The organism is Mycetocola sp. TRD_SC_2, assembly GCF_055361225.1.
The window spans coordinates 2962736-2988710 of record NZ_CM143954.1 but is presented as its reverse complement, the minus strand read 5'-3'; the positions used below and the strand labels follow the sequence as shown (position 1 = coordinate 2988710).

General features: G+C 66.2%; 26 protein-coding genes. 17 read left to right on the top strand and 9 right to left on the bottom strand.

Annotation, left to right across the window (positions count from 1 at the left end):
* Window positions 1–35 precede the first annotated feature (35 nt).
* The 6 genes from ACWA1Q_RS14365 (at window position 36) to ACWA1Q_RS14340 (ending at window position 6160) form a co-directional block, all read left to right on the top strand.
* Window positions 36–1007: a carbohydrate ABC transporter permease gene (locus ACWA1Q_RS14365; RefSeq protein ID WP_463758330.1), complete on the top strand. Its 972-nt coding sequence runs from the start codon at window positions 36–38 to the stop codon at window positions 1005–1007.
* Between the two features lie 121 nt (window positions 1008–1128).
* Window positions 1129–1881, top strand: a complete 753-nt coding sequence (locus tag ACWA1Q_RS14360; protein WP_463760877.1) for a carbohydrate ABC transporter permease — start codon at window positions 1129–1131, stop codon at window positions 1879–1881.
* A 64-nt stretch (window positions 1882–1945) separates the two neighbouring features.
* Window positions 1946–2725 (top strand): ThuA domain-containing protein, encoded by a 780-nt coding sequence (locus ACWA1Q_RS14355; RefSeq protein ID WP_463758329.1) that lies wholly within the window; start codon window positions 1946–1948, stop codon window positions 2723–2725.
* On the top strand, window positions 2722–3921 hold the full coding sequence (locus tag ACWA1Q_RS14350) for a Gfo/Idh/MocA family protein (protein WP_463758327.1): 1200 nt from the start codon (window positions 2722–2724) through the stop codon (window positions 3919–3921). The genes ACWA1Q_RS14355 and ACWA1Q_RS14350 overlap by 4 nt, the downstream gene beginning before the upstream one ends.
* A 129-nt stretch (window positions 3922–4050) precedes the next feature.
* Window positions 4051–4788: a hypothetical protein gene (locus tag ACWA1Q_RS14345; RefSeq protein ID WP_463758326.1), complete on the top strand. Its 738-nt coding sequence runs from the start codon at window positions 4051–4053 to the stop codon at window positions 4786–4788.
* 94 nt (window positions 4789–4882) lie between these two features.
* Window positions 4883–6160 carry a M18 family aminopeptidase gene (locus tag ACWA1Q_RS14340; RefSeq protein WP_463758324.1) on the top strand — a complete coding sequence of 426 codons (1278 nt, stop codon included), beginning with the start codon at window positions 4883–4885 and terminating at the stop codon, window positions 6158–6160.
* 168 nt (window positions 6161–6328) lie between these two features.
* Here the strand turns inward: ACWA1Q_RS14340 and ACWA1Q_RS14335 are convergent, their stop codons facing one another.
* Window positions 6329–6697 (bottom strand): DUF4180 domain-containing protein, encoded by a 369-nt coding sequence (locus ACWA1Q_RS14335; protein ID WP_463758322.1) that lies wholly within the window; start codon window positions 6695–6697, stop codon window positions 6329–6331.
* Window positions 6698–6802: 105 nt separating this feature from the next.
* Here ACWA1Q_RS14335 and ACWA1Q_RS14330 point away from each other — a divergent pair, with 105 nt between their 5' ends.
* The 3 genes from ACWA1Q_RS14330 (at window position 6803) to ACWA1Q_RS14320 (ending at window position 8978) form a co-directional block, all read left to right on the top strand.
* Window positions 6803–7843 carry a glutathione S-transferase family protein gene (locus ACWA1Q_RS14330; protein ID WP_463758320.1) on the top strand — a complete coding sequence of 347 codons (1041 nt, stop codon included), beginning with the start codon at window positions 6803–6805 and terminating at the stop codon, window positions 7841–7843.
* 146 nt (window positions 7844–7989) lie between these two features.
* A complete protein-coding gene (locus tag ACWA1Q_RS14325; RefSeq protein ID WP_463758318.1) occupies window positions 7990–8661 on the top strand; it encodes an SRPBCC domain-containing protein in 672 nt (223 codons plus the stop codon).
* Window positions 8661–8978 (top strand): ArsR/SmtB family transcription factor, encoded by a 318-nt coding sequence (locus ACWA1Q_RS14320; protein WP_463758317.1) that lies wholly within the window; start codon window positions 8661–8663, stop codon window positions 8976–8978. The genes ACWA1Q_RS14325 and ACWA1Q_RS14320 overlap by 1 nt, the downstream gene beginning before the upstream one ends.
* Here ACWA1Q_RS14320 and ACWA1Q_RS14315 read toward each other — a convergent pair.
* Window positions 8975–9457 carry a glutathione peroxidase gene (locus ACWA1Q_RS14315; RefSeq protein ID WP_463758316.1) on the bottom strand — a complete coding sequence of 161 codons (483 nt, stop codon included), beginning with the start codon at window positions 9455–9457 and terminating at the stop codon, window positions 8975–8977. The two genes, ACWA1Q_RS14320 and ACWA1Q_RS14315, sit on opposite strands and share 4 nt — an antisense overlap.
* A gap of 119 nt (window positions 9458–9576) precedes the next feature.
* Between ACWA1Q_RS14315 and ACWA1Q_RS14310 the strand changes: the two genes are divergently transcribed.
* A complete protein-coding gene (locus ACWA1Q_RS14310) occupies window positions 9577–10299 on the top strand; it encodes an alpha/beta fold hydrolase (RefSeq protein WP_463758314.1) in 723 nt (240 codons plus the stop codon).
* A 75-nt stretch (window positions 10300–10374) separates the two neighbouring features.
* Here the strand turns inward: ACWA1Q_RS14310 and ACWA1Q_RS14305 are convergent, their stop codons facing one another.
* Together ACWA1Q_RS14305 and ACWA1Q_RS14300 are read right to left on the bottom strand one after the other, a co-directional pair.
* On the bottom strand, window positions 10375–11430 hold the full coding sequence (locus ACWA1Q_RS14305) for an ABC transporter permease (protein WP_463758313.1): 1056 nt from the start codon (window positions 11428–11430) through the stop codon (window positions 10375–10377).
* On the bottom strand, window positions 11427–12944 hold the full coding sequence (locus ACWA1Q_RS14300; protein WP_463758311.1) for a sugar ABC transporter ATP-binding protein: 1518 nt from the start codon (window positions 12942–12944) through the stop codon (window positions 11427–11429). Before ACWA1Q_RS14300 ends, ACWA1Q_RS14305 begins: the two co-directional genes overlap by 4 nt.
* A 171-nt stretch (window positions 12945–13115) precedes the next feature.
* Here ACWA1Q_RS14300 and ACWA1Q_RS14295 point away from each other — a divergent pair, with 171 nt between their 5' ends.
* From ACWA1Q_RS14295 to ACWA1Q_RS14285, 3 genes are all read left to right on the top strand, one after another.
* Entirely contained in the window at window positions 13116–14162 is a 1047-nt protein-coding gene (locus tag ACWA1Q_RS14295; protein WP_463758310.1) for a substrate-binding domain-containing protein, read from the top strand.
* A gap of 137 nt (window positions 14163–14299) precedes the next feature.
* Window positions 14300–15451, top strand: coding sequence for a Gfo/Idh/MocA family protein (locus ACWA1Q_RS14290; protein WP_463760876.1), 1152 nt, complete (start codon window positions 14300–14302; stop codon window positions 15449–15451).
* A 46-nt stretch (window positions 15452–15497) separates the two neighbouring features.
* Window positions 15498–16499 (top strand): sugar phosphate isomerase/epimerase family protein, encoded by a 1002-nt coding sequence (locus tag ACWA1Q_RS14285; protein WP_463758309.1) that lies wholly within the window; start codon window positions 15498–15500, stop codon window positions 16497–16499.
* Between the two features lie 113 nt (window positions 16500–16612).
* Here ACWA1Q_RS14285 and ACWA1Q_RS14280 read toward each other — a convergent pair whose 3' ends face one another.
* Window positions 16613–17818, bottom strand: coding sequence for an ROK family protein (locus ACWA1Q_RS14280; protein ID WP_463758307.1), 1206 nt, complete (start codon window positions 17816–17818; stop codon window positions 16613–16615).
* 93 nt (window positions 17819–17911) lie between these two features.
* On the opposite strand from ACWA1Q_RS14280, the gene ACWA1Q_RS14275 reads away from it, so the two are divergent.
* The 3 genes from ACWA1Q_RS14275 (at window position 17912) to ACWA1Q_RS14265 (ending at window position 21497) form a co-directional block, all read left to right on the top strand.
* On the top strand, window positions 17912–18793 hold the full coding sequence (locus tag ACWA1Q_RS14275) for a 3-methyladenine DNA glycosylase (protein WP_463758305.1): 882 nt from the start codon (window positions 17912–17914) through the stop codon (window positions 18791–18793).
* 187 nt (window positions 18794–18980) lie between these two features.
* The gene (locus ACWA1Q_RS14270; RefSeq protein WP_463758303.1) at window positions 18981–21026 is read left to right on the top strand and encodes a cell wall-binding repeat-containing protein; all 2046 of its coding nucleotides are present in this window, start codon (window positions 18981–18983) and stop codon (window positions 21024–21026) included.
* Between the two features lie 51 nt (window positions 21027–21077).
* Window positions 21078–21497 carry a DUF1761 domain-containing protein gene (locus ACWA1Q_RS14265; protein ID WP_463758301.1) on the top strand — a complete coding sequence of 140 codons (420 nt, stop codon included), beginning with the start codon at window positions 21078–21080 and terminating at the stop codon, window positions 21495–21497.
* 160 nt (window positions 21498–21657) lie between these two features.
* On the opposite strand, the gene ACWA1Q_RS14260 is transcribed toward ACWA1Q_RS14265, so the two are convergent.
* Both ACWA1Q_RS14260 and ACWA1Q_RS14255 read right to left on the bottom strand, forming a co-directional pair.
* Entirely contained in the window at window positions 21658–22452 is a 795-nt protein-coding gene (locus ACWA1Q_RS14260) for a TspO/MBR family protein (RefSeq protein WP_463758300.1), read from the bottom strand.
* A gap of 166 nt (window positions 22453–22618) precedes the next feature.
* Window positions 22619–23038, bottom strand: coding sequence for a DapH/DapD/GlmU-related protein (locus ACWA1Q_RS14255; protein WP_463758299.1), 420 nt, complete (start codon window positions 23036–23038; stop codon window positions 22619–22621).
* A gap of 252 nt (window positions 23039–23290) precedes the next feature.
* On the opposite strand from ACWA1Q_RS14255, the gene ACWA1Q_RS14250 reads away from it, so the two are divergent.
* Window positions 23291–24487, top strand: coding sequence for an MFS transporter (locus ACWA1Q_RS14250; RefSeq protein WP_463758297.1), 1197 nt, complete (start codon window positions 23291–23293; stop codon window positions 24485–24487).
* Here the strand turns inward: ACWA1Q_RS14250 and ACWA1Q_RS14245 are convergent.
* Both ACWA1Q_RS14245 and ACWA1Q_RS14240 read right to left on the bottom strand, forming a co-directional pair.
* Complete coding sequence (locus tag ACWA1Q_RS14245) at window positions 24460–25503, bottom strand: SDR family oxidoreductase (RefSeq protein WP_463758295.1); 1044 nt, start codon at window positions 25501–25503, stop codon at window positions 24460–24462. The two genes, ACWA1Q_RS14250 and ACWA1Q_RS14245, sit on opposite strands and share 28 nt — an antisense overlap.
* A 114-nt stretch (window positions 25504–25617) precedes the next feature.
* On the bottom strand, window positions 25618–25962 hold the full coding sequence (locus ACWA1Q_RS14240; RefSeq protein ID WP_463758294.1) for a hypothetical protein: 345 nt from the start codon (window positions 25960–25962) through the stop codon (window positions 25618–25620).
* Window positions 25963–25975: the final 13 nt, after the last annotated feature.

The window sequence follows — 25975 nt, the reverse complement described above, 5'->3', positions numbered from 1 at the left end:
GGGTGCTCCACCGGGAGCGCCGAAAGGTTTCACGCATGTCAACGACACGTCTCACCAGCGAAACGGCTCCGGCCGATCGCGCGGGCGCGCCTCGTCGGGGCACCCTGCCACGCCGCTCGCTGAAGCGGCAGTTCTCGAAGGAGAACGTCACAAAGATCCTCTTCGTGGTGCCCGCCGCGCTCTACATCCTGCTGTTCTTCGGCTACCCCGTGGTCAAGAACATCGTGATGAGCCTGCAGGACTACACGACGAAGACCTTCTTCACCGGAGAAGCGCCATGGGTCGGCATCCAGAACTACCTCACGGTGATCACGAGCAACCTGTTCTGGCCGTCGCTGACCAACACGGCGCTGTTCACGATCGGGTCGATCGCCGGCCAGTTTGTGATCGGGCTCGCGCTCGCCGCGTTCTTCAAGCGCCGGTTCCCGCTCAACAACTTCCTCCGCTCGATGCTTCTGCTGCCGTGGCTGCTGCCGCTCATCGTGGCGAGCGCGACCTGGCGGTCGATCCTCGATCAGGACAGCGGCATCCTGAACCGGTTCCTCGGAACCCTCGGGATCGAAGCGGTTCCGTGGCTGACCGACCCGTCGGTGGCGCTGACCGCCGTCATCCTCGTGAACATCTGGATCGGAATCCCGTTCAACGTGACCATCCTCTACGGCGGTCTGCAGGACATCCCGGACGAGCTCTATGAGGCAGGCGCCCTTGACGGCGCGACGGGCTGGAAGGCCTTCTGGCACATCACCTGGCCGAACCTGCGCCCGGTCGTGAGCGTCGTGCTGCTGCTCGGGGTGGTCTACACGCTCAAGGTGCTCGACATCATCCTCGGCCTCACCAACGGCGGGCCGGCGAACGCGACGCAGACGCTCGCGATCCGCTCCTACCAGGAGTCGTTCGTGAACTTCGAGTTCGGCGTCGGTGCTGCGTTCAGCAACATCCTCATCCTCATCTCCCTGTTGTTCGCCATCATCTACCTCCGCGCCAACCGGCGCCAGGTCGACGAGTAAGGGGCCAGACATGACCATCGCACCCGTCGTTCTCTCGCACCACGCGGCCGCCAAGCGTCGCCAGAAGGAGAACACCCGCTCCGCCGGCTACACCGTTCTCGGCATCGTGTTCCTCGGGATCATGCTGTTCCCGGTCTACTGGATGATCAACGCATCACTCCAGCCGTCCGGCAACACGCTCACAGCCGACATCTTCCCGTTCAACCCGAACTTCGCCGGGTACGAGAAGGCAATCGCCGACCAGGGCCAGAATCTCGTCACGAGCCTGCTCATCTCACTCGGGACCGTCGTGCTCAGCCTCGCCATCGCGGCACCTGCTGCGTATGCGCTCGCTCAGTTCCGGTTCCGCTGGATCAACGTCGCCCTGCTCGCGATCACCATTTCGCAGATGATCCCCGGCATCGTGATCGCCAACGCCCTCTACGCCGCCTACAACGACATCGGGCTGCTCAACTCGATTCCCGGACTGATTCTGGCGGATGCGTCGCACGCGATCCCGTTCGCCATCCTCATCATGCGGGCGTTCATGATCGGCATCCCACCGTCGATCGTCGAGGCTGCCCGGGTCGACGGCGCGGGTCTCGTCCGCGCGTTCGTCTCGATCGTCGTGCCGATCAGCCGCAACTCGATCATCACCGCCGGTCTGTTCGCGTTCCTCTTCTCCTGGAGCGACTTCCTGTTCGCGCTCACCCTCACCACTACCGAGGAGGTGCGACCGGTCACGCTCGGCATCTACCAGTACCTCGGCACGCAGGTGTCGAACTGGAGCGCCGTCATGGCGACGGCCGTGCTGTCGTCGATCCCCGCGATCGTGTTGCTCATCCTTGCCCAGAAGTACATCGCTGCCGGTGCCACCGGTGGCGCTGTGAAGTAGGTCGTTCTGTTTTCGCCGCCTCGCGGCATCCGTCATTCTCACTATTCACACCGTTAGGAACACCATGTCGAATACCGAAAGCCCGATCCGCGTCATCGTCTGGGGCGAGAACCGCCACGAGCAGGAGCAGCCCGAAGTGGCCGCGATCTATCCGGATGGCATGCACAGCACCATCAAGGAGGGCATCGAGGAGAACCTCGGTGAGGGAACGTCGGTCACCACCGTGACCCTCGACGACCCGGAGCACGGGCTCACCGAAGACGTGCTGACCAACACCGACGTGCTCGTCTGGTGGGGGCACGCGGCACACTCGGAGGTCTCCGACGAGGTCGTCGAGCGGGTGCACCGCCACGTTCTCGCCGGGATGGGCCTGCTCGTGCTGCACTCCGGGCACTGGTCGAAGATTTTCGGCAAGCTCATGGGAACGTCGTGCACCCTGCGCTGGCGGTCAGAAGAGGATCGCGAACTGGTCTGGACCGTCGACCCGACCCACCCGATCGCTCAGGGTGTGCCGCACCCGTTCATCATTCCGCAGCAGGAGATGTACGGAGAGTTCTTCGACGTCCCCGCTCCGGACGAGCTCGTGTTCCTCTCCACCTTCTCGGGTGGCGAGGTGTTCCGCAGCGGCATGACCTATAAGCGCGGCTTCGGCAAAATCTTCTTCTTCAGCCCCGGCGACCAGGACTACCCGGTCTACCACCAGAAGGAAGTTCGCCGTGTGATCGCGAACGGCGTCGAGTGGGCGGTGACCGTGCGCCCCGAGCGCACCGACCCCGTACTGCTCCGCTATGACACCGAGGACTTCTACAACGGCCACGGTTACCAGGGAGCGATGGCGAATTGAGCACCGTCTCCTTTCCCGTTCTCGCCGGAACGGACCCGATCCGCGTCGTGCAGGTCGGTGCAGGCGGGATGGGCCGCAACTGGGTCCGGCTCCTCGCCGACTCTCCCGATGTGATGCTCGTCGGGCTCGTCGACCTCAACGTCGCTGCCGCTGAGGCTGCGCTCGCCGATGCCGGGCTGTCGGGCGTCGTCGTCGGGACGAGCGTCGCCGAAGTGGCCGAGGCATCCGATGCCCAGGCGGTCGTCAACGTGACGATCCCCGCCGCCCATCACCCGGTCAACGTCGAAGCCCTGTTTGCCGGGCTGCCGGTGTTGTGCGAGAAGCCCGTTGCGCCGACGGTGGCGCAGGGGCTGTCGCTCGCTGCCGCCGCCGAGGTGAGTGGTCAGTTGCTCATGATCAGCCAGTCGCGCCGGTACTACCGGACGCTTGCTGCCTTTCGGGAACAGTTGTCGACCCTCGGCGATGTCGGCGTGGTCACGACCGAGTTCTTCAAAGCGCCGCACTTCGGTGGATTTCGTGAAGAGATGGAGCACGTGCTGCTCGTCGACATGGCGATCCACCCGTTCGACGCCGTGCGCTATCTGCTCGACCAGGACCCGGTGTCCGTCTACTGCGAGGAGTTCAACCCGAGCTGGAGCTGGTACTCCGGCGACGCCGCCGCTACCGCGGTGTTCGAGTTCTCCGGTGGCGCCCGCTACGTCTACACCGGAAGCTGGTGCGCCGACGGACTCGAAACGTCGTGGAACGGTACCTGGCGTGCGAACGCCGCCGGAGGGTCGGCGCGCTGGGATGGCGAGAATGATCCGGTCGTCGAACGGGTCGCCCCCGCGGAGGGTGGCGCTCCCGACCCGGTGGCGGATGCCGTCGGGCTGGGCGGCGACGCAGCATCCGGTGCTGGCGCTGCGTCTGCTTCTGCTGCCTCGCCCGCTGAGGAGATCGGTGGTGCGCTCGCCGAGTTCGTTGATGCGTTGCGCACCGGCACGGTTCCGTCGGGGGAGGTGCACTCGAATGTGTACAGCCTCGCGATGGTCGAGGCGGCTGTGTTGTCGTCGTCGACCGGCTCGAAGGTGCGGATCGCCGACGTGCTCGACGCGGCGTACGCCGAGGCCCTCGCTGCAGAGCGCCGCCCGGATGTGAAGGCTGCACTCGAGGGCTGGGGTGTGCCGCTGGGCGCTGCTGCCGCGTTGATCGAGTAGCTCGCGCAGCGAGCGTATCGCGATCGCCGTACCGGATCTCGATACGCTCGCTCCTCGTTCCTCGTTCCTCGCTTCTCGCTACTCGATCGGCGGGATCGTGCGATCAGCGAGGTGCTCTACATTGAGAACGTGCGCAAACGCCCCAGCATTCTGTTGCCCCTGGTAGTCGGAATTGTCGCGCTTCTCGGCTTCGGCTGGCTCTGGATCGCCCTCGAGCCCGACATGTCGTCACCGACCTCGACGATCACGTGGGCGCTCTCCGAGATCTCGCTCGCGCTGGCGCTCGCGGTGCCCGCCGTCTGCCTCTTCTTCGCCATCCGGGCGGGGCACATCCGCCGGCTTCAGGCCCGCGAGGCGGTCGGGCCGGCCGCCGCCGGCGTCGCGAAAGCACGCGACCTGCTCTGGTCGCTCACGCACGAACTCCTTCCGCCGACCGAGTCGCCCGGTTCTCTCCCCACGGATGCCCGGGAGCAGGTCTTTCTGCACGGCACGGTCGAGTGCGCGCGGCACAGCATCCCGGCCCCGGCGATGCGCAAAATGGTGGTGTCGGCACGGGGTGCTGGTGCAGCCGGAGTGCGGCAGGCGGCATCCGCTCGTCGTGGCTGGAGTGAACCGGACACCGCGGAAATCTGCGCAACCGACCGGCGCATTCTGGTGCGCGCCGGGGTTGAACTGCTCGACATCCGGTATTCGGATATCACCGACATCGCCGTGGAGCCGGGCATCGTCGTGCTGCGGTTGCACGAGGGAGCTCCGATCGTTCTCAGCGGTGAAGTGGCGGAGTCTTTGGCGGTGCTCGCGGTGTGGGGGAGTGTCGGCGAATCCGCTCTCCGCCGCCACCCGGCCCTCGCGTCACTGCGCACCTGAGGCGTGGCCTTTCCGCCGCCGACTGATTCATGTTGGCGGCACCCTGCTCAGGTCACACCGATCGCCGCCGGCACTGCGTGGTTGGATGGGAACCATGGATTCCACGCTCAACCCCAACGCGCACATCGCCGACTTCGCCCGCTTCATCGAGGCGAGCCCGTCGTCGTACCACGCGGCAGCCGAGGTGGCCCGGCGGCTCGACGAGGCGGGGTATGCCGTATTGAGCGAGACCGAGGAATGGCCGACCGGAGCCGGGCGACACTACGTTGTGCGCGACGGTGCGGTCGTGGCGTGGAGCCAGCCGGAGGCATCCGGACCGACCACTCCGTTCCGGATCCTCGGCGCGCACACCGATTCGCCCGGCTTCAAGCTCAAGCCGAAGCCGACGATCACCGCACACGGCTGGCTGCTGGCCGGCGTCGAGGTGTACGGAGGGCCGCTGCTTAACTCGTGGCTCGACCGCGAACTCGAGCTCGCCGGGCGCCTCGTCACGCGCGACGGCGACGAGCGCCTCGTACGCACCGGGCCGTTCCTGCGGATCCCGCAGCTCGCGATCCACCTCGACCGTGACGCCAACAGCGGGCTGACGCTCGACCGGCAGCGGCACACGGTGCCGGTGTTCGGCGTCGGCGACGCGGGTTCGGCCGATCTCGTCGGTCACCTCGCCTCGCTCGCCGGGATCGACGGCGCCGACGTGGCGGGTTACGACATTCTCACCGCCGACACCCAGGCGCCGGCACGGTTCGGCATCGACGGCGACCTGTTCGCGGCTGGGCGCATGGACAACCTGTCCTCCGTCTACGCCGGCCTCGCCGCTCTGCTCAGCGCCCCCGACGCCGAGCACATCAACGTTCTCGCTGCCTTCGACCACGAGGAATTGGGATCGGAGTCCCGCTCCGGTGCGTCGGGCCCGATGCTCGACGACATCCTCTCGAGGATCGCGGCCGGGCTCGGAGCATCCGTCTCGCAGAAGCTGCAGGCGTACGCGAACTCCTGGTGCCTCTCCGCCGACGCCGGGCACTCGGTGCACCCCAACTATCCCGAGAAGCACGATCCCGCGAACCACCCCGTCATCGGCTCGGGCCCGCTGCTCAAGATCAACGCGAACCAGCGCTACGCGACGGATGCCGTCGGCTCGGCGCTCTGGGAACGCGCGTGTGCGTCGGCTCAGGTTCCGTACCAGGAGTTCGTGTCGAACAACACGGTGCCGTGCGGCTCGACCATCGGGCCGTTGACAGCGACACGGCTCGGGATCCGGGTACTCGACGTCGGTATTCCGCTGCTGTCGATGCACTCGGCGCGCGAACTCGCCCACGTCGACGACCTCGTGGGACTGTCACGGGCGATCGGCGCGTTCTTCTCCGGGGTGTGATGCCCCGCTCCCCGCTGATTGAGTAGGCCGCCTGCGGCCCTCCCCGCTGATTGAGTAGGCCGCCTGCGGCCCTCCCCGCTGATTGAGTAGGCCGCCTGCGGCCGTATCGAAATCGGGTCCGAGCAACCTCGCGTATCGAGACCTCCCGAAAGGTCCGCGCACCAGCAATCAGGGCGCCCGCCGGCCCAGCCGCCCCTCCAGTTCGGCCCGATCCGCGAGGAACCACACGTGGTCACCGCGGTTCGACTCCCACACGAAGTCCCGCAGGGCGCCGCTCGCCTCGACGTGGGCGGCGATGTCGCCCAGAATCGCAAGCGTGATCCGGTAGTTCACGAGCTTCTGTGCAACCTCACCGGCGAGCCCGGAGCTCAGGCGGAAGAACTCCGCATCGAGGCGGGAGGCAGGGATTGCGACGACCGTTGCTTCGTGCCCCCAGGCATCCCCGATGAGGTCGTTCGCCTGATCGGGTCGCGCGATGAGCGGGCCGTCCGCGTCGAGGAGCAGCACGCGGGAGCCAGCGATGTCGAGAGTTTCCATGGCCACAGGCTAGAGCCGCGCGCCCGCGGCCGCACTCCTGTTACGCCAGCAGGCGCGAACCGCAAGCCCGGGCCCGTGCACAGGTCGGCTGCCTAGGCTGGGCCCATGACCACGGAAACCACCACCGAGCAGACCACGCCAGGCAGCTACGTCGAACCGGGCGAGGAATACACCCGCGACACGAACTATATCGAGGACCGCATCACGCGCGACGGCCGCGATGGCTGGCCCGTGGAACCCGGCCGGTACCGCCTCGTCGCCGCGCGCGCGTGCCCGTGGGCGAACCGCACCGCGATCGCCCGCCGGCTGCTCGGACTCGAGGATGCCATCTCGCTCGGCATGCCCGGCCCCACCCACGATGCCCGCAGCTGGACCTTCGACCTCGACGAGGGCGGCGTGGACCCCGTGCTCGGAATCCACTACCTGCAGGATGCGTACTTCCGCCGTTTCGCTGACTACCCGCGCGGCATCACCGTTCCCGCGGTCGTGGAGGTGGCATCCGGCAAAGTGGTGACGAACAACTTCCCGCAGATCACACTCGATTTCGAAACCGAGTGGACCGAGCACCACCGCGACGGTGCCCCCGACCTCTACCCCGAGCACCTGCGGGCCGAGATCGATGAGGTCAATGACCTGATCTTCCGCGACGTGAACAATGGCGTGTACCGCGCCGGGTTCGCGGGTTCGCAGGAGTCATACGAGAAGGCGTATCACCGCCTGTTCGAGCGGCTCGACTGGCTCGAGGAGCGGCTCGCCGGCCAACGCTACCTCGTGGGCGACACGATCACCGAGGCAGACATCCGTCTCTTCACGACCCTCGCTCGCTTCGACGCGGTGTACCACGGGCACTTCAAGTGCAACCGCAACAAGCTCACCGAGATGCCCGTGCTCTGGGCGTACGCGCGCGACCTGTTCCAGACGCCGGGCTTCGGCGACACGACCGACTTCGTGCAGATCAAGCAGCACTATTACATCGTGCACTCCGACATCAATCCGACCGGGATCGTCCCCGCCGGTCCGGATGCCTCCGGCTGGCTCACCGAGCACGGCCGCGAGTCGCTCGGTGGTCGCCCCTTCGGCGACGGAACCCCGCCAGGCCCGCCGCGTGAGGCCGAGCGCGTGCCTGCCGGGCACGGCGCCGAGTAGGGCCGCGGGTCCCGGCCGCGGGCCCGGCTCGCGTTTTCACGCGTTGCGGACGGGTTCACTCGGTGCGCCGGGTGCATTGGTCCGCGGTGAGTGAATTCGCCGGACGCGCTCTTGCACATATAAGTTGACGCTGATACATTGGCGCCATGGACACCAACATCGCAAAATTGCACGCCGCCACCGACGCCCAGATCCCTGCGGTACGCCGCACCGTCGGCAAGCGCGAGGTCGGGGGCGACGACGCCCGCGTTGTGACGCTGACCCAGACCTATCCGTCAGCGCGGGCCGACGTCTGGAACGCCATCACCACCCAGGACCGCATCTCGCGCTGGCTGGCACCGATCACGGGTGAGTTCTCGCTCGGCGGGCGTTACCAGATCGAGGGCAACGCGGGCGGCGAGATCCTCGAGTGCGCCGAACCTGACCGCCTCCATGTGACGTGGGAGTTCGGCGGAGACATCAGCTGGGTCACGGCAACGCTGACGAGCTCGAGCGAGAACGAGACCACCGTCGAGATCGAACACATCGCCCACGTCGGCGACGAGGACTGGAAGATGTTCGGGCCGAGTGCAGTCGGCATCGGCTGGGACTCGATGCTCCTCGGCCTCAACCTCCACCTCGGCTCGGGCGCGAGCCTGAAACCCGAAGAGGCGGCGGCGTGGATGGAGTCGGAAGACGGCATCCGTTTCATGACCCGCAGCAACGATGGCTGGCGCGAAGCGAACATCGCGGCCGGAGAAAGCGAAGCGGATGCCACGGCCGCGGCCGCTCGCTGCCTCGCCGCGTACATGGGAGTGGAATCGGGCCCGGACGCCTAGTGCACGCCTTCGACATTCTCGGAGATCCGGTCCGGCGCCGGATCCTCGTGCTCCTCGCCGAAGGTGAGCTGCCCGCCGGCGCAATCGTCGACGCGATCGCGGACGAGTTCGGGATCAGCCAGCCCGCTGTCTCGCAACACCTCAAAGTGCTGCGCGAGAGCGGGTTCGCGACCGCCCGCAGCGAAGGCAGGCGGCGGATCTACACCGTCGAAGCCGAGCCGCTGCAGGAGGTCGACGAGTGGATTGCCCACTTCCGTGGCTTCTGGACCCAACGCCTCGACGCCCTCGGCACCGAGCTGAAACGCGGTGAGCGTTAGTTCTTGAGCGCGCCCTCGATGACCGAGACCACTTCGGGAGCATCCGGAACGGTGGTGGGCCGGAACCGGTGCACCTCATCGTCGGGTGTGATCACGAACTTCTCGAAGTTCCACTTGACCTTGCCCGCCTTGCCGCCGGCATCCGGGGTCTTGGTCAGTTCGTCATAGAGCGGGTGTGCGTTCTTGCCGTTGACCTTGGTCTTCTCGAACAACGGGAACGTCACGCCGTGGTTGATGCGGCAGGCCTCTTCGATCGACTCGCCCTCGCCCGGCTCCTGGAAGAACTGGTTGCTCGGAAAGCCGAGCACGACGAAGCCACGGTCGCGGTACTTCTGGTACATCGCCTCGAGGGTGTCGTACTGCGGCGCGAGCCCGCACTTCGATGCGACGTTGACGACGAGGACCACTTTGTCCTGGTGCTCGGCAAGAGTCGTGGTGGATCCGGAAATCGTGGTCAGGGGAATCTCGCGAAGGCTCATGGTCGCGACACTATCGACGGATGCTGTGGGGCCGCCGCGAACTTGCACTCTCCCGTTTCGCGCGCCCCACGCCAGCATCTCGGCTCGGGGTGGGCCGCGGGCGAATCTAGGATGAGGGGATGCCAGCTCCCGTCATCTTCGTGCACGGCCTCCGTACCTCCGCGACCCTGTTCCGGGCGCAGGTCGAGGAGCTCACGCGTCTTGGGATCCCGACGGATGCCATCGACCTTCCCGGTCACGGACGCCGGCTTGACGAGCGCTTCACTCTCGATGCCGCGCTGCAGTCGATCGATGATGCTGTGACGCGAGCGGAAGCATCCGGATCCAAACCGTACCTGGTGGGGTTCTCGCTCGGCGGGTACCTCGCGATCGAGTGGGTCGCTCGGAACCCGGGCCGGGTCGCTGGCCTGCTCGCCGCGGCGTGTGCGACCGTTCCGCATCCGGTCGTCATGCACACCTGGCGGGTGATCGCGAAGGTGATCCACCGGTTCCCGGATCGCGGGCGGGGGCTCAACGACTTCGCGGTGCGCCTGCTCGTGCCCGAACCCGGTGCCACCGATGTGATCGCCGGGGGAGTGGCCCTCGAGGTGATGGACGACGTGCTGCTCTCACTGCTGACGCTGCGCCCGATCGAGCGCCTGCGCCAGATCGAGGAGCCGGTGCTCTTCGTGAACGGCAAGCTCGACCACGTGCGGGCGCACGCGCGCCGCTACCTCGCTGCCACCCGCAATGCCCGGTTGGTGACGATCCCGGGCGCGAGTCACATGGTGAGCGTGGTCCGCCCGGTGCAGTTCACCGAGGCGCTGCTCGAGGGCTATCGCGAGGCGACCGCGCGCGCCTGAGCGCGAGTTGCCCACTCTCGCGGGTGCACAGCGCGCCACACCCACCAAGGTGGGCAACTCGCGAAGCGGATGCCGCTACTTGCGACCCGACGACGGACCCCGCGTCGCGAACCGCTGCTGCAGCAGCACGGCGACCACGATGATGAGGCCCTTCGCGACGGCCTGCACCGACGTGTCGAGGTTGTTCTGCGTGAACACGTTGATGAGCGTCGCGAAGATCAGCACACCCAGGACGGTGCCGACGATCGTTCCGCGACCACCGCTGAGCAGCGTGCCGCCGACGACGACCGCGGCGATGACATCCAATTCAATGAGCGTGCCGTGCGTCGACGTTCCCGCCGTCGTGCGCCCGAGCATCATGATGGCGGCGATTCCCGAGGTCAGGCCGGCGAGCGTGTAGACGTAGACGAGGTGGCGCTTCACGTTGATACCGGCGAGTCGGGATGCTTCGGCGTTGCCTCCGATCGCTACCGTTCGCCTGCCGAAGGTGGTGCGGTTCAGCAGGAACCAGCCGGCGATGGCGACCACCGCGAAGATCCAGATGAGCACGGGGACGCCGAGCAGGTTCGCCCGCACGATGTCGAGGAAGTCGTTGTTGGAGACGATCTGGGTGCGCCGACCCGAGATGAGTTCCGCGAGCCCGCGCGCACCCACGAGCATCGCGAGAGTTGCCATGAACGCGACGACCCGGCCGTAGGCGATGATCATGCCGTTGACGAACCCGGCGGCAGCGCCGACGAGAAGGGCGACCAGCATCATCAGGAATCCGGAGAACTGTGGTGACGCCAACTGCACAGCGCTGATACTCGCAACGACCGTCGCGAGGCCCATCACCGATCCCACCGACAGGTCGATGCCACCCGTGGTGATCACAAACGTCATGCCGACCGAGATGACTCCGACGATCGACGCGTAACGGATGATCGTGAGCACGTTGTTGATGTCGGCGAACCGGTCACCGGCGGTGACGGTTCCGATGATGATGAGCACCAGGAGCGCGATCACGAGGCCGAGGTTCCGGCCGGCTGACCCGCCGAGGATGCGCTTCAGGGCGCTGGGCCGTTCGGATTGCTGCGATGCACCCGGAAGCGGTTCGGCATCCGTGAGGATCGTGGTTTTCTGCTCGCTCACGCGGCACTTCCTTTCATGACCAGGTCGAGCACGCCCGATTCGTCGATGTCGCCGGCGTTTTTCGTGGCGAGAACTTCGCCGTCGCCGATGACGAGCACCCGATCGGCGAGACCGAGAACCTCCTCGATCTCGCTCGAGACCACGACGATGGCGGTTCCTTCGGCGGCAAGGCGCCGGATGAGAACATAGATTTCGGCGCGCGCGCCGACATCGACGCCGCGGGTCGGTTCGTCAAGCAGCAGAACGCGGGTGCCGTGCACGAGCCAGCGGGCGAGGAGGATCTTCTGCTGATTGCCGCCCGAGAGCGTGCGGGCCGGGCGGTCGGGATCATCCGGCCGGAGCTCCAGCGCGGCGATCTGTTCGCGCGCGGCGTTCCGTTCGGCGCGTTCGTTGAGGACCCCGCCGCGCGCGAACCGCGAGAACGTCGACAGGGTCACGTTCTTGAAGATCGGTTCGTCGAGAATGAGGCCCTGGCTCTTGCGTTCCTCGGGTGAGAAGCCCATGCCGGCTGCAACGGCGGCGCGCACCGACCCGGGAGTGAGCGTCTTGCCCTGGACTGCAACGGTCCCGGATGTCGCCTTCCGCGCCCCATAGATCGTCTCGAGTATTTCAGATCGACCGGAGCCGACCAGCCCGGCGAGACCGACGATCTCGCCGGCGCGCACGGTGAAGTTGACGTCGGAGAACGACCCGCGCAGGTTGAGGTAACTGACCTCGAGAAGGGTGGGCGCATTGGAGGGGACCGGAACGGCATCCGGAAAGACGTTCTCGACATCCCGCCCCGTCATCAGCCGGATCAGCTCACGTGTCGGCGTTTCGGAGACGGCGAGCCCGCTCGCGGTGCTGCGACCGTCTTTGATGACGGAGATGCGGTCGCCGACCTGGCGGATCTCCTCGAGCCGGTGCGAGATGTAGACGACGGCGATGCCCGAGCTGGTGAGCTCCCGGATGACCCGGAACAGGTTCTCGACCTCACCGGAGTCGAGCACGGCGCTCGGCTCGTCCATGATGATGAGCTTCGCGTCGCGGGAGAGCGCTCGGGCCATGCTGACGATCTGCTTGGTCGCGGCTGAGAGGCGGCCCACTTCGGTCGATGCGGGAATGTCACCGTGCCCGAGGCGGGTGAGGAGCTCGCGGGTGAGCCGGTTAGCGTCGCCGACGCGGAGCATCCCTGCCCGGGAGTGTTCGTGGCCGAGGAAGATGTTCTCGGCGATGGTGAGACCGTCGACGACATCGAGCTCCTGGTACATCGTCGCGATGCCGAGGTCGAGCGCGGCCTGCGGGTCGGAGATGGTGACCGGCTGGCCCTGCCACTGGATCTCGCCGTCATCGGGCTGGTGCACGCCGGAGAGCGTCTTGATCAGGGTGGACTTGCCCGCACCGTTCTGGCCGAGAACGCAGTGCACTTCACCGGCACGAACCGCGAGGTTCACTCCTTTGAGGGCCTGCACGCCGGCGAAAGACTTCGTCACCCCGCGGACGTCGAGCAGCAGCGCATGGTCGTCATCGATCATGAGCGCAATCTAACACACATATGACGATCAACGAGAATAAGTCCGTCGATTTCCTTATCACTTCTGCTATGGTGGCCGAGTCAACGTCGACATGTCCTTGAGGACCCAACAGCACCCTGGGTCCGCGAACCTCCTCGTTGGCACCTTGCGAACGACCTATTGGAGGAATTCATGCTTTCACCCAGCACTCGGCGACGGATGCTCGTCGCCGCGGGCGCGTCCCTCGCCGCCGCCCTGGTTCTGACCGGTTGTGCCCCTGGAGGAGACACCGGAACCGATGTGGAGCCCACCGGGGCATCCGCTGAAGACAACGAGGCAGAGGGCGACGAGGTCGTCATCGGCTTCTCCGGCCCCGCTGCCGACCACGGTTGGCTCGGCGCCATCAACTCGGCGGCGCTCGCCGAAGCAGAGAAGTACCCGGACATCGACCTCCGGGTCGCCGAAGGCACGAACGACGCGAACCTCCAGATCAGCCAGGTCGAGGGTTTCATCAACGACCAGGTCGACGCGATCGTGTTGCTGCCGACCGACGGCGCCGCGTTGACCGAGGTCGCGATCGAGGCGATGGAAGCGGGGATCCCCGTGATCAACGTCGACCGCGAGTTCTCGAGCACCTTCGCTGCTCGTGTCACCATCCTCGGTGACAACTACGGCATGGGCGTCTCGGCCGGTACCTACATTTGCGAACAGGTCGGCGACAACCCGGATGCCGTCGTGGCCGAAATCGCCGGAATCGACTCGCTCCCGCTGACCCAGGACCGCAGCCAGGGCTTCGCTGACGCGCTCGCCGACTGCGGACTCGAGGTCTCGAACCGCGTCGCCGCCGACTTCACCATCCAGGGTGGAGAGGCAGCAACCTCGCAGCTGCTCTCGGCAGCGCCGCAGATCGACGCCATCTGGAACCACGACGATGACCAAGGTGTCGGGGTCCTCGCCGCCATCGACGCCGCCGGACGCGACGAGTTCTTCATGGTCGGCGGTGCGGGATCCGCCAACGCCATGCGCGAGATCGAGTCGGGTGACAGCGTGCTGAAGGCGACCGTCATCTACCCGTCCACGCAAGCCGCCGATGGCATCCGTCTCGCTCGACTGGTTGCCCAGGGCAAGGCCATGAGCGACCTCGTCGAGATCGAGGTTCCGAACCGGATCGTGCTCAACGCTCCGGTTGTGACCGCCGAGAACGTCGAGAAATACCTGCCGACGGCCTTCGAGTCGTAGGCACAAAGGGGCGGGGTGCTCGCGAGCATCCCGCCTCTTTGCTGGCTACCGCCAGCTGCTCAACTGAGACACCGCCCGGGCTTCGGCCCCCGCCAGAAAGAGGAAACGTGCCAGACACACCCACACTTCGCATCGCCATGATCGGCTACGGCTTCATGGGCGCCGCCCACTCCCAGGGCTGGAGAGTCGCCCCGCGGTTCTTCGACCTGCCGGCGAAACCCGAGATGACGCTGATCGTCGGCCGCAACGCCGAGAACACGGCGGCTGCCGCGGAGAAGTTCGGCTGGGCCGAGACGGCGACGGACTGGCGGGATGCTGTCGCTCGCGACGACATCGACGTGATCGACATCGTCACCCCCGGTGACTCGCATGTCGAGATCGCGATCGCCGCGCTCGAGGCGGGCAAGCACGTTCTGTGCGAGAAGCCGCTCGCGAACACGGTCGAAGAAGCGCGGGCGATGGCCGAAGCTGCCGAGAAGGCAGCGGCCAAGGGCGTCTACGCGATGGTCGGGTTCACCTACCGCCGGGTACCGGCAGCGACATACGCGCGCGACCTCGTGGCATCCGGTGCGCTCGGAGAAATCCGTCAGGTGCGCGCCAACTATCTCCAGGACTGGCTCGTCGACCCCGAGGTTCCGCTCGCGTGGCGGTTGCAGAAGCACCTCGCCGGCTCCGGTTCGCTCGGCGACATCGGCGCGCACGCGATCGACCTCGCCCAGTTCATCACCGGGCAGAAGCTCACGACCGTGAGCGGCATGCTCGAGACCTTCGTGAAGCAGCGCCCGATCCTCGCCGAGGCGTCCGGGCTGTCGGGAACGGCATCCGACGAGATGGGCGACGTCACCGTCGACGACCTTGCGCTGTTCACCGGCCGGTTCGACGGAGGAGCGGTCGGCTCGTTCGAAGCCACCCGCATGTCGACCGGGCGCAAGAACGCGTTCCGGATCGAGGTGTCGGGCTCGAAGGGTGCGATCTCGTTCGACCTCGAGAGCCTCAACGAGCTCGGCTTCTACGACGCGACCGCGCCGGCCGGCCAGCAGGGCTTCACCCGAATCCTCGTCACCGAGCCGGAGCACCCGTACATGGAAGCGTGGTGGCCCACCGGTCACATGCTCGGGTACGAGCACGGCTTCAGCCACCAGGCCCGCGACTTCGTGGTGGACGTGATGTCCGGCACCCAGCCGACCCCGTCGTTCGCCGACGGTTTGCAGGTGCAGCAGGTACTCGAGGCCGTCGAGCGCAGTGCGGAATCCGGGAGCGCGTGGACCGCGACCTCCGGCATCGACTGAGCTCGCGGCATCCGTTTCTCGATCGAACCCGACCAAGGAGTAATTCATGGCACGACCAGTTACGTTGTTCACCGGCCAGTGGGCCGACCTGCCGTTCGAAGAAGTTGTGAAGCTCGCCTCCGGGTGGGGCTACGACGGGCTCGAGATCGCCTGCTGGGGCGACCACCTCAACCCGTGGCAATGGGATGACGAAGAATATGTCGCCGGCAAGCTGGCGCTGCTCGAGAAGTACAACCTCAAGGTGTTCACCATCTCGAACCACCTCAAGGGCCAGGCCGTGTGCGATGACCCGATCGACCAGCGGCACCGCGACATCCTGCCCGACATCGTGTGGGGCGACGGCGACCCCGAGGGCGTGCGGCAGCGTGCGGCCGAGGAGATGAAGAACACAGCGCGGCTCGCGGCGAAGCTCGGCGTGAAGACGGTGACCGGGTTCACCGGGTCGTCGATCTGGAAGTACGTCGCGATGTTCCCGCCCGCCTCCGAGGCGATGGTCGAAGCCGGTTACCAGGACTTCGCCGATCGCTGGAACCCGATCCTCGACGTGTTCGACGAGGTCGGGGTGCGGTTCGCGCACGAGGTCCACCCGTCGGAGATCGCGTACGACTACTGGACCACCGTTCGGGCGCTGGAGGCGATCGGGCACCGTGAGGCGTTCGGCCTCAACTGGGACCCGTCGCACATGGTGTGGCAGGACATCGACCCGGTCGCGTTCCTCTGGGACTTCCAGGACCGGATCTACCACGTGCACTGCAAGGACACGAAGAAGCGACTCGGCAACGGCCGTAACGGCCGGCTCTCGTCACACCTGCCGTGGGCGGACCCGCGTCGTGGCTGGGACTTCATCTCGACCGGGCACGGAGACGTGCCGTGGGAGGACGCGTTCCGCATGATGAACGCGATCGGTTACGACGGTCCGCTCTCGGTGGAGTGGGAAGACGCCGGCATGGACCGCCTCGTCGGTGCGCCCGAAGCGCTTGAGTTCGTGCGCAAGTTCGCGTTCGCTGCTCCGGATGCCGCCTTCGACGCGGCGTTCAGCACGAAGTAGGTCGTTCGATCGGTCCGGAAGGGTCGTTCCCGTTCATCAGGAATGACCCTTTCGGACCGTTCGTGCGTTCGGCGGCGGATGCCGCGGGGCGGCGCGAACGGAACGGGCGGAAGTCAGCGCGTGGCGGCATCCGCAAGGTCGACCACCATGGCTTCGACGTTCTCGGGGGAGAGCACGTGGTGGATGGCGAGGATGCTTGCGCCCAGCACGGCCGCATTGGCACCGACGCTGGACTGGGTGATCTGCAGGTGCTGCGTCGCGAGCGGCATGGAGCGGGCGTAGACGACCTCGCGCACGCCGGCGATGAGGTGTTCGCCGGCCTGCGCCATGGCGCCACCGACGACGATGACCGACGGGTTGATCAGGCTGATGCAGGCGTTGAGAATTTCGCCGAGGTCGCGTCCGGCCTGCCGCACAGCCTGGGTCGCCCTCGTGTTGCCCGAGCGCACGAGTTCGATGACGTCCTGGCTCGACTCCGCGACGAGATCCTGCTCGGAGAGCGCCTTGGCGAGGGCCGGCCCCGAGGCGATCGCCTCGAGGCAGCCGACGTTGCCACAGTGGCAGATCGTCTCGTTGTCACGTGGAACGCGCACGTGGCCGATGTCGCCGGCCACTCCCTGGGCACCGCGCTGGAGCATCCCTCGGGAGATGACGCCGGCGCCGATGCCCGTCGCGACCTTGACGAAGATGAGGTGGTCCACGTCGGGCCATGCGACCTCACGTTCGCCGAGCGCCATGATGTTGACGTCGTTGTCGACGAGGACGGGCACGTGAAAATGGGCCTGGAGCCAAGTGGGTACGTCGAAGTTGTCCCAGCCCGGCATGATCGGTGGGTTGACCGGGCGGCCGCTCGAGTGCTCGACCGGTCCGGGCAGGCCGACGCCGATCGCGAGCAGATCGTCGAGGCTCCTGCCGGCGTTCGTGATGAGGTCGTCGCCGGCGCGGATGACCCAGTTGAGGATCTTCTCGGGTCCCTCGGAAACCGCGATGTCTGTGCCGTCTTCACTGAGAGGTCGGCCGGTCAGGTCGCTCACCGCGATGCGCACGTGGGTTGCTCCGATGTCGACGGCGAGGACGACCTTGTTTCCCCCGGTCAGGGCGAACTGGGAGGAGGGCCGCCCGCCCGTCGACGGCGCCGTCTCGGCAGGGCCGATGAGCCCGAGCTGCAGAAGAGAGTCGATGCGCAGCCCGACCGTGGAGCGTGCGAGTCCGGTCAGGCTCGCGAGCTCGGTGCGAGTGCGCGGTCGACCGTCTCGGAGGATCTGAAAGATGTCGCTCGTCGCCGACGATCCAAGCGCGGAGGGACTTATGTCGACCATCAGACAATTCAACCACACCCGAGGTGCAAAAGTTGGCGACGTTCGTCATATGTTTGGCGTCGCAACGAACCCGCTCCGGGTTACCGTAAGAGCATGCCCGAATTGACCCTGACCACCACGGTGCTGCCCCGCGCCGAGTGGCAGGCGCGGGAGCTCGCCCACTCCGAGCGCGCAGACGCGCTGACCGCCGATCATCGGGAGCGGGCGCAGCGGGGCGAGAAGCATCCGATCGAGGATTTTCTCTTCACGTACTACCCGTTCAAGCCGCGGTTGCTGCGGCGCTGGCACCCCGGGGCGGGTGTCGTGCTGACGGATGCCGCCGGCCAGGACCGCGCGGACTGGCGCTGGTACCGCCAGGGGCGCGACGGTATCGAGGTCGACGCAGCGGCGTTTCTCGAAGCGAAGGGTGCGAGCGTCGACTTCATTGAGAACCTCCTTCGCCGCACAGCTGCGCGCGTGAGCCAGTTCGGCTGCTTCGGATTGCACGAGTGGGCCATGGTCTACAGACAAGAGGAGATCCGCCACGCGGTGCCATTGCGGCTCGGCCAGACCGGAACCGACGAGGTCGTCGAGTCCCACCACATCGGCTGCTCGCACTTCGACGCGTTCCGTTTCTTCACCCCGGATGCCGTTCCCCGCAACCGGCTGCAGCCCACGCGTGAGAGTTCACCCGAGCTCGAGCAGCCCGGGTGCCTTCACGCCGGGATGGATGTGTACAAGTGGGCCGTCAAGCTCGGGCCGCTCGTGCCCGGCGAGGTGCTGCTCGATGCGTTCGTGCTGGCGCGCGACATCCGCTGGCTCGACATGCGGGCATCCCCGTACGACATGGCACCGTGGGGCGCCGAACCCGTTGCGATCGAGACGCCGGACGGTAAGGCGGAGTATGTGCGGCAGCAGCGCGCGTTCGCCGGACGCTCGAATGCGCTGCGGGCGCGGGTCGTTGCGGCGATCCAGGTCGCTCGCGCCGCGGTCTGATCGCTTTCGGGAGGTAAATCGTGGGGTTCGTCCTCGTATAGGCGATGGACCCTACGATTTACCTCCCGAACGTGCCTGCCCTCCCCGGATCGGGGGGACACCAGCGGCATATCCGGCGTGTTAGATTACGAGCCACCGAGCGCAGATCCGCATGGTGGTTCCAGACGGACAGAGGAAGCCAGTTCCCATGCGATTTCGCGCGCTCATTACCATCGCAGTGGCGGCGGCCCTCGCTGTCCCGCTCGCCGTCACCGGCTCGCCCCCCGCTCCCGCATCAGCCGACGAGGCGAGCGCGCAGGCCGCGTCGACGGCCTCGACCGCCAGCATTACCCGCCTGAGCGGAGCGTCCCGCTACGAGACGGCGGTTGCCGTGTCGAACCAATACGCCGCGGGTGTGCCGGCAGCGTTCGTCACAACGGGTGCCGACTTCCCCGACGCGCTGTCGTCAGCCGCTGCGGCTGCTCGACTCGGTGGGCCACTCCTCCTCACCCCGGCCGGAAGCCTTCCCTCTGTGGTCACTACCGAACTGAAGCGCCTGAAGCCGGCCAGAATCTACGTCATCGGCGGCGCCGCGGTGGTCAGCGAGAAGGTTCGGCTCGCCCTGACGGGCATCGCTCCCACTGAGCGGCTCTCGGGCGTCGATCGCTATGCAACCGGGCTCAAGGTTGTGGCGAGAGCCTTCACGGCCGCCGATCACGCCATCATCGCCACCGGACGAATGTTCCCCGATGCCCTCGCCGCGTCAGGTGCCGCCGGTTCCAGGAAGGCGCCTGTCGTCCTCGTGGACGGAGCGAAAGCATCCGTTCCGCCCGCCACCGTTGCGGCGCTTGCGAAGCTCAAAGTCACGACCATCTCGATCGCCGGGGCGAACGGTGCCGTGAGTGCCGGTATCCAGAACCAGCTGACGAACGCCGGATACACGGTGACCCGTTACGGCGGAGCATCACGGTACGAGACCGCGGCGTCTCTCAACCGGGCATACTTCGCTCCCGGGTCCGCTCAGACGTCATTCCTCGCCACCGGGCTGGATTTTCCGGATGCTCTCGCGGGCGCCGCTCTCGCCGGTCGCCTCTCCGTTCCTCTCAATGTCACTCCTCCCACTTGTGTCTACCCGGCGGTGAACGATGCCATCACGGCGTTGGGCGCTCCGGCCCGTGTGGTCCTCGGCGGCAAGGCCGTTGTTTCGGCCGCCGCTGCGGACAATGCGCGATGCGTGTTCGCGTCCAAGACCCAGCCGCTGAAGGACTGGGCGGTGTCGAACCTGACGCTCAACGCCGACATCGAGGCGCCATACCTCGACCGTCCGCCGGTCAGCGTGTATGACTCAGCGGTCAAGCTCGACCCGACCGGGCTGCGCATCTACCTGCGCCTCGACAACAACCTTCGAGAGGATCACCCGGTTGCCTACGCGCAGTACGGCATTTCAGCGCTGATCGAGTACAACCGCACTGGCGACAAGGTGTGGCTCGACCGGGCGAAACGGCACGCTGAGCGGCTCACCGAGATAGCGGTTCCGCGAGACGGTGCCTGGTGGTACCCGTACAAATTCCCGTGGACGTACTACAAGCGTCACCTCCCGGCACCGTGGTGGTCGGCAATGGCGCAGGGCCAGGCTCTGTCGCTGTTCACCCGGCTCGCGGAGCAGGATCCGGATGTGAAGACCCGGGCAACGTGGAAGAACGCGGCTGATAAGACCTGGGCCAGCTTCAAGCAGCCGTACTCGGCGAACCTTCCGTGGTCGAGCCTCGTGATCGACAAGCACCTCTACTTCGAGGAATACGCCAGCAACCAGCCTCCGCTTCTCGTGCTGAATGGGCACGCGTTCGCGATGTTCGGGCTCTACGACTACTGGAAGTTCACCGGCACGGCGACGAACGGATACGCGCCCACCGTCACGGCCGAAGTCGCGAAGTACTTCGACGGCGGTGCGACGGCGGTGCTCGACCGGATGATGCCACTGACTCGTAACGAGAACGATGTTTCGTACTACTGTGTGCAGTCCGACTACTGCCAGAGCCCACTGTGGCAGAACAAGAATTATCACGCCATCCACTCCTGGCAGCTCGATACCCTCGCCAAAATCACCGGCGAAACCGAGTTCACCGAGTGGGCAGACCTCCTGCGGGCAGACTGGCAGCCTCCGAGCGCGTACCGCCGCCACGGTGGCCCGGCGGTCCCGCCGACCGATCCCCACTCCGGCATGGGTGGCGACTCCAACTGGATCGAGCCCTAACGTCTTCGTGGGGCGTAAGATCCCAACATCCGCCCCACGGAAGGACAGAGCATGATCCCCGAGATCAACTACTGGGCCGTACTGCTTGCGACCCTGTCGAGTATGGTGGTCGGCTCGATCTGGTACACGCCCAAGGTCTTCGGCAAGTACTGGATGAAACAGGCCAACGTCACGCCATCGGGCAACACGAAGGATGCGATCCGGCCCATCATCGTCACCCTGATCGTGAGTTTCATCACGGCGTGGGTCCTCGCGGGCGCGACTTACCTGTCCTGGGATTTCTACGGCGGTAGCTTCCTGCTCAACGCCCTGCTCACCGGCGTCATCCTCTGGGCGGGATTCACGGCGGCACGTTTCATCACCCATGACGCCTTCGACGGCCGCCCCGCTGGGCTCACCGTGCTCAACGTCGCCCACGAGCTCGTGACGATCGTGATCATGGCGCTCATCATCGGGATCTGGCCCGCCTGAGTCCGGGCCCGGTCCCAATGTCGCATGCCGCCGTGACGGCGCAAAGCAGTCGAGTTGCCCCAAAAGGTCACTCCGGATGCTCCGGAACGACCCTTTGAGGCAACTCGATTTTGCGAACGACCTTTTGAGGCAACTCGATTCCGGCCCCGAGCCGGAGCCCTTACGCCTGCGCGGGCAGCGGCTTCGGCGCCTTGATGCGTGCGGCGATGGTCACGAGAAAGATCACCGCAACGATGGCGATCGCCGTGATCGCGGTCGGCACCGACTCAAGGTCTCCGGCGAGTCGCCCGTAGGCAACCCAGCCGATTCCCCACGAGAGTGCTGCGGAGGGAGCGAGGCGTCCGCGGTTCCAGAGCGCAAGGCCGACGCCAATCACGCCGGCGACCGCAATCAGCAGCACACCCCAGAGGTCGGGCGACAGGCCGAGCCCGTCAAAATCGGTGGCCGCCAGAACGGCGGCGATATTGGCGACCGTCGCGATGGTGACCCAGCCGAGGTAAAGGCCCATGGTTCCATCGGTCACGATCGTGTCGATGAGGTTCTTCGGCCGGTGCGCGAGCGTGATCCGGAACGCCCAGATCAGCACTACGAGCAGGGCGACGATGACCGGCACACTCGCCCAGAGGAGATCGAACTGCACGCTGAGGATCCAGGCAGCATTGAGAATCAGCGACAGTGCGATCGGGTAACCAAGGAGGCGGTGGCGTTCGGCCGACTTCTGACCGGGCAGCAGCTGCCAGATCGTGTACGCGATCAGCCCCGCGTAGATGGCGGACCAGATGGCGAAGGCCGGCCCGTCTGGCGCGACCGGTGTGGCATCCGCAGACAGTGCGCCTCCGGATGCTTCGGCTATGGGAACCCCGCCCGCCGCTCCAGATCCGATGAAGGCCCCGATGATCGCGACGATGGCGCTGACCAGAACGACAATCTGGCGGAGCCGGTCGTTGGTGTTCACAGCAATCCCCTTATCCCGCGGAGGCCAGACGGCCGCGCGCGTGCTCCGACCCTAGCAACGGGGACAGGCGTCACCTCAGCCTTGCGCGTGGCCCGAGGTGCCGCTACGAATGACGAAGACGGATGCCGTCGAGCGGCATCCGTCTGTCGTCTTGCGGTGATTGCGCCTACGCGGCTCGGGTGAGGGCGTTGGCAGCCCCGGTGCGGGAGCCGGCAACGACAGCTCCGGTCGGGATGGTGCTGTCGCGGCTGATGCGGGCTCCGGCGCCGATTTTGGCGTCGGCGCCGATGCGGCAGTGGCTGCCGATCTCGGCTCCGACACCGACGGTGGTACCGGCGCCGATGTGCACGTTCGCGCCCACGAATACTCCGGGCGCGAGGGTGACGTCGCGGTCGATCCAGCTGCCGGCTCCGACCCAGCAGCGGCCGGCGACATGCGCGCCCGGTTCGACGTAGGCGGTGGGGTCGAGGAAGGTCGTCGGGTCGACGACTGCTGTGGAGGCGACAAGTCCGCGACCGTTGCTGTGGCGACGGTACTTCGCGATCTCGCCCGCCTGGGACTCGATCTCTTCAAATACTCTGCTCATGATCTCCTTCGACGCACGGCCGCTCGGGTACGCGGCGTTTGTGCGCTCCCTCCAGTCAACATCGCCAACCACCGGAGGATTCCTCCTACTCAGCGACCTGTCAGTTAGTGCGCAGATGGCGCTCAGTTGACGCAGACTGACGCATCCAGCGTCGCCGGTCTGGCCGATCCGCCTAGAAGGGAGGCGTATTATTGAACCTTCGGCTCGTCACGACGTGGTGCGTAGTCCCCGTCTACCGAAAGCGATCCGATCGTGTCGAACAATCCCGTAAAACTCTGGACTCCGAGTTTTCTCCTCGCCATCCTGGTGAATTTCTTCCTGGCCATTGTGTTCTACACACTGATGACCACCATGGCGCTCTACGCGGTCGATCGCTTCGGTGCGTCTGACACCGCCGCGGGGCTTTCCTCGAGCACCTTCATCATCGGTGCGTTGATCGCCCGCATCTTCGCGGGCAAGTTCCTCGACTTCGTCGGCAGGCGCCGGATGCTGATTTTCGCGTTGGCCGCGTACGTTGTCGCCGGGTTCCTCTATATCCCGGCGGACAACCTCGTTCTGCTGCTCGTCGTTCGCACTATCCACGGCATCGCCTTCGGTGCGGCGAGTACGTCGATCTCCGCATCCGTCATGGGTCTCATTCCCGCCCACCGTCGTGGTGAGGGGACCGGCTACTTCGGAATCTCCACCACGCTCGCCACCGCAGTCGGCCCATTCCTCGCCGTAGTGCTCGTCGACGTCTCGAGCTACGACGTGCTCTTCGCCCTGTGCACCGCGTGCGCTGCCGTCGGCCTCATCTTCTCGTTTTTCCTCAAGCTGCCCGAGCGCACGCCGTCCGCGCTCGAGGTCGCCGACAAGTGGAAGTTCCGGGCACGGGATCTGTTCGAGCCAGCAGCCCTCACCATCGGAGCGGTGATGTTCGTCGCTGCCATTGGCTACTCAGGTGTCCTCGCTTTCCTGAACTCGTTCGCCCAGTCCGAGAACATGGTCGCCGCCGCCAGCGCGTTCTTCCTCATCTACGCCGCGGTCGTCCTGCTGTCTCGGTTCTTCGTCGGTCGAATCCAGGACCGCTTCGGTGACAACGCCGTGGTGTACCCGACTCTCATCTCCTTCGCGATCGGACTCGCACTACTGGGCTTCTCGCCCAACGGGGTCGTCCTGGCGAGCTCGGCGGTGTTCATCGGATTCGGTTTCGGTGCCCTCATGCCCTGTGCGCAGGCCATCGCCGTCACGATGGCTCCTCCGCACCGCATTGGTGTCGCCACGTCGACGTTCTTCCTCATGCTCGACGCCGGCATCGGATTCGGGCCGCTCGTGCTCGGCTCACTTCTGTCTGTGACCGGATTCCACGGGATGTATGAGGTCCTCGCGATTGTTGTCGTGCTCGCCGCTGTGCTCTACCACTTCGTGCACGGCCAGCGCGGTTACCGCCGAAACGCCCTCCCGGCCTGAGCCTTTCCGCGGCGTTTCTTCTTCCCGGCAGTCTCGGTCTCCGCGGTGAGCACCCAACGCGCGATAGCCACCCCGAGCGCCGCCGCGGCAAGCGATCCCAGGAACGAGCGGCTGCCGGTGCGTTCGCTGCCTTTCCAGCCGCCGGTGGCGGTGGCATCCGCTGTCGGAGCCGGTGAGTAGAGAGTGCCGTCCGTCGACTGCGCCTTGTTCTTGCGAGACAGGTGCGTCTTGTCGGTCTGCAGCGCCATTTGCGCCTCGACCGCGGCCGGCGTCTTGCGGTGCTGCTTGACGAGCGACTTACCGATCGGGCCTGCCGCGATCACCTCGTTCTTCGGCTTCTTCGCGGTGCGCACGATGAGCTTCGCGACGAGGTCGGGGCTGTACACCGGCGGCATTGCGACGACCTGGCGCCCGGTGTAGTTCGCTGAATGCCGGAAGAACGGGGTATCGATGGTCGCAGGCATAATCGTCGACACGGAGATGTGCTTCTGCTTCTGCAGCGCGAGCTCCGACCGCAGGCTCACGCCGAGCGCGCGAACCGCCGCCTTCGACATGCCGTACGGCGCGGTGTACGGCTGTGGCACCTCGCCGACGATCGACGCGACGTTGATGAGGCTTCCGTGCCCCTGCTCGGTCATTACCGCGAGGGCGGCGCGGGCGCCGTACACGTAGCCCATGATGTTCACGTCAAGCACACGACGGATGTCATCGAGCGGCATCTCGAGGAACGGTGCGAACGCCGAGACGGCCGCGTTGTTGACCCACACGTCGATGCGGCCGAACTTCATGACGGCAGCGCGGGCCAGCGCATCGACCTGGGCGGCATCGGTGACGTCGGTCGCTACGGCGATAGCCTCGCCACCGCGTTCTTCGCACTCTTTCACGAGCTTCGTCAGAGCCTGGCCGCGACGACTCGCGAGGACGACGTTTGCTCCCTTGCTCGCGTAGAGCAGGGCGGTGGCGCGGCCGATCCCGCTCGACGCCCCGGTGATCACAACGACGGTGTTTTTCGACATGCTTCGCTCCTTCTCCACTGCGCCGCGCTGGCACGTGGTTCCACGTTTCTCGACCGGAGGTTCCGGGTCAAGAGGTGGTCAAACCGGCGCGAGTGAGTTAGGAGCGCGCGTTGCTCAGCCGTCGATCTTTTCGAGAAGTTTTTTGAGAGCATCCCGGATCTCGTCGTGATCGAACTGGCCGGCACGGCTCTCGGCCGAGATCACGGCACACCTGTGCACCTTGCTGAAGTCACCGATGGGGAACTTGTAGTGCCCCTTCGTGTCCTTCGGATGCTCGTCGTCAACGCCGAGGTGCCAGTGCGAGTAGTCGGTCCACGAATGTTTGTCGAGGAACGTGTTTTCGTCGTCGGCGCTCGGGGCGTGCTCGCTCCAGTCGTCGCGCTCGTCGCGGACAACCTTGCCGTCGCCGACGAGCTTCTTCGCCTGCCGGAATGCGGGCTGGTTGAGCTTCACGGTCATGGGATTGCTCCTT

Bases quoted from the DNA above. Each gene is read 5' to 3' on its own strand.
- ACWA1Q_RS14365 (WP_463758330.1), top strand. From the start codon at position 36: ATGTCAACGACACGTCTCACCAGCGAAACGGCTCCGGCCGATCGCGCG.
- ACWA1Q_RS14360 (WP_463760877.1), top strand. From the start codon at position 1,129: ATGCTGTTCCCGGTCTACTGGATGATCAACGCATCACTCCAGCCGTCC.
- ACWA1Q_RS14355 (WP_463758329.1), top strand. From the start codon at position 1,946: ATGTCGAATACCGAAAGCCCGATCCGCGTCATCGTCTGGGGCGAGAAC.
- ACWA1Q_RS14340 (WP_463758324.1), top strand. From the start codon at position 4,883: ATGGATTCCACGCTCAACCCCAACGCGCACATCGCCGACTTCGCCCGC.
- ACWA1Q_RS14335 (WP_463758322.1), bottom strand. From the start codon at position 6,697: ATGGAAACTCTCGACATCGCTGGCTCCCGCGTGCTGCTCCTCGACGCG.
- ACWA1Q_RS14330 (WP_463758320.1), top strand. From the start codon at position 6,803: ATGACCACGGAAACCACCACCGAGCAGACCACGCCAGGCAGCTACGTC.
- ACWA1Q_RS14325 (WP_463758318.1), top strand. From the start codon at position 7,990: ATGGACACCAACATCGCAAAATTGCACGCCGCCACCGACGCCCAGATC.
- ACWA1Q_RS14315 (WP_463758316.1), bottom strand. From the start codon at position 9,457: ATGAGCCTTCGCGAGATTCCCCTGACCACGATTTCCGGATCCACCACG.
- ACWA1Q_RS14310 (WP_463758314.1), top strand. From the start codon at position 9,577: ATGCCAGCTCCCGTCATCTTCGTGCACGGCCTCCGTACCTCCGCGACC.
- ACWA1Q_RS14300 (WP_463758311.1), bottom strand. From the start codon at position 12,944: ATGATCGATGACGACCATGCGCTGCTGCTCGACGTCCGCGGGGTGACG.
- ACWA1Q_RS14295 (WP_463758310.1), top strand. From the start codon at position 13,116: ATGCTTTCACCCAGCACTCGGCGACGGATGCTCGTCGCCGCGGGCGCG.
- ACWA1Q_RS14290 (WP_463760876.1), top strand. From the start codon at position 14,300: ATGATCGGCTACGGCTTCATGGGCGCCGCCCACTCCCAGGGCTGGAGA.
- ACWA1Q_RS14285 (WP_463758309.1), top strand. From the start codon at position 15,498: ATGGCACGACCAGTTACGTTGTTCACCGGCCAGTGGGCCGACCTGCCG.
- ACWA1Q_RS14280 (WP_463758307.1), bottom strand. From the start codon at position 17,818: ATGGTCGACATAAGTCCCTCCGCGCTTGGATCGTCGGCGACGAGCGAC.
- ACWA1Q_RS14275 (WP_463758305.1), top strand. From the start codon at position 17,912: ATGCCCGAATTGACCCTGACCACCACGGTGCTGCCCCGCGCCGAGTGG.
- ACWA1Q_RS14270 (WP_463758303.1), top strand. From the start codon at position 18,981: ATGCGATTTCGCGCGCTCATTACCATCGCAGTGGCGGCGGCCCTCGCT.
- ACWA1Q_RS14265 (WP_463758301.1), top strand. From the start codon at position 21,078: ATGATCCCCGAGATCAACTACTGGGCCGTACTGCTTGCGACCCTGTCG.
- ACWA1Q_RS14255 (WP_463758299.1), bottom strand. From the start codon at position 23,038: ATGAGCAGAGTATTTGAAGAGATCGAGTCCCAGGCGGGCGAGATCGCG.
- ACWA1Q_RS14245 (WP_463758295.1), bottom strand. From the start codon at position 25,503: ATGTCGAAAAACACCGTCGTTGTGATCACCGGGGCGTCGAGCGGGATC.
- ACWA1Q_RS14240 (WP_463758294.1), bottom strand. From the start codon at position 25,962: ATGACCGTGAAGCTCAACCAGCCCGCATTCCGGCAGGCGAAGAAGCTC.